Origin of the sequence: Streptomyces phytophilus, assembly GCF_013870535.1 — a bacterium.
Classification (GTDB): Bacteria; Actinomycetota; Actinomycetes; order Streptomycetales; family Streptomycetaceae; genus Streptomyces; species Streptomyces phytophilus.
Genome location: NZ_JACBXC010001160.1, coordinates 1 through 1,908, shown reverse-complemented (window position 1 = coordinate 1,908; position 1,908 = coordinate 1). Strand labels below are relative to the sequence as shown.

Sequence of the window (1,908 nt, the reverse complement as noted above, 5' to 3'; positions counted from 1 at the left end):
GTGTAGGGCATCCGCTGCTTGTGGCCGATCTCCAGGTCGAAGTCGCTCGCGGGCACGTCCCACAGCGCGTCCCTCGTGTACGCGCCCCAGATCCGCGCCGGCACCCCGCCGCCGCTGATCCGGTCCTCCCCCATCACCCCGTGCAGCGACTTCTGCGCGCCCGTCTCCGGGTCCTGCCCCATCACGCCCACCACGGTCGCCAGCTCGGGGGTGTAGCCCGCGAACCACGCCGAGCGGTCGTGCTCGCCGGTGCCCGTCTTGCCGGCCGCGGGGCGCTCGGCGAGCTGCGCCTCCTCGCCGGAGCCGTTCTCGACGACGTTCTGCAGCATCGCGGTCGTCGCGTCCGCGGCGGTCCTGGAGACCACGGGGTGCGGGCGCTGCGGCGGGAGCTGGAAGATCTCGCCGTTGCGGCTGAGCTTGTCGACGAGCCGGTAGCCGCCGTGGTCGCCGTGGCCGGCGAGCGTGGCGTACGCCTGCGCCATGTCGAGCGCGCTGGGGGTGGCGGTGCCGAGGCCGATGGAGGGGTGGGCCTTCAGCTCCGGGGTGGCGGAGGGCAGGCCGAGGCGGACGGCGGTGCCGCGGACCTTCTTGGGGCCGACGTCCTGGGCCATCTGCGCGTAGACGGAGTTGACGGACTCGTTGGTGGCGTCGGCGACGTTGATGCGCCCGTACGAGACGTCGTCCTGGTTGCTCGGCGAGTAGCGCAGCGCTTTGCCCTTCCGGCCGATGACCCGGCGGTCGGTGTCGCCGTCGTACATCGTCCGCGGCGTGATCCGCTTGCCCTCCCAGTTCTTCGCCTTCTCCTGCACGGCGGCGGCGAAGACGAACGGCTTGAAGGTGGAGCCGGCCTGGTAGTCGCGGCGGGTGGCGTTGCTCACGTACTGCTGGGTGTAGTCCGTGCCGCCGTACAGCGCGACGACCTCGCCGCTCCCGACGTCGACGGAGGCGCCGCCGACGCGCACGTAGGCGTCGGCGGGGTTGGACTCCGGGTCGAGCTGGTACGTCAGCTGCTCCTCCACGGCGCCGACGAACGCGTCCTGCTTGTCGGGCTGGAGCGTCGTGACGATGCGGAAGCCGCCGGCGGCGAGGGTCTTCTCGTCGATGATGCGGTGCTCGACGAGGTGGCTGTTGATGGCCTCGACGAGGTAGCCGCGCTGCCCGGACAGGCCGGGGTCGAGCCGGGACGGCTCCGGCACGGGGAACTTCAGGCTGCCGCGGGTGCCGGGCGCGAGCCAGCCCTCCTTGACCATGCCGTCGAGCACGTAGTTCCAGCGGGCCTCGGCGGCGGGCCGGTTGTCGGGGTGCACGGCCACGTCGTACGTGCTCGGGGCCTGGAGCAGCGTCGCGAGGAACGCGCCCTGGGCGACGGTCAGCTCCTCGACGTCCTTGCCGTAGTACGCCTGGGCCGCGGCCTGCACGCCGTAGGCGTTGCGGCCGAAGTAGCTGGTGTTGAGGTAGCCCTCCAGGACGTCGTCCTTGGTGACCTCGCGGTCCAGCTTGATCGCGATGAACGCCTCGCGGAGCTTGCGGCTGATCGTCTGCTCCTGGTCGAGGTAGTAGTTCTTCACGTACTGCTGGGTGATGGTCGAGCCCGACTGGGTGCCCTTGCCGGTCAGGGTGTTGAAGCCGGCCCGGACCATCGCCATCGGGTTGACGGCCGAGTCGGAGTAGAACTCGCGGTCCTCGGCGGCCAGTACGGCCATGCGCACGTGGTCGGGGACGCGCTGGAGTTCCACGCTCTCGCGGTCGACCTCGCCCTTGTCGGCGAGCTTGGTGCCGTCGGCGTAGAAGTAGTGGTTGCTCTGGGCGGTCGCCATGTCGTTGGGGCGCGGGATGTCGACGGACAGGTAGCCGACGGCGAACGCCCCGGAGGCCAGCGCCAGCGTCAGCATCGCGGCGCCCAGCAGC

1 protein-coding gene is annotated in these 1,908 nt (G+C 71.1%); it reads right to left on the bottom strand.

What is annotated here, in order from left to right:
• The coding region (locus tag H5J30_RS30240) for a transglycosylase domain-containing protein (RefSeq protein ID WP_258563606.1) at nucleotides 1–1,907 on the bottom strand (1,907 nt) is incomplete at its 3' end.
• Nucleotide 1,908: the final 1 nt, after the last annotated feature.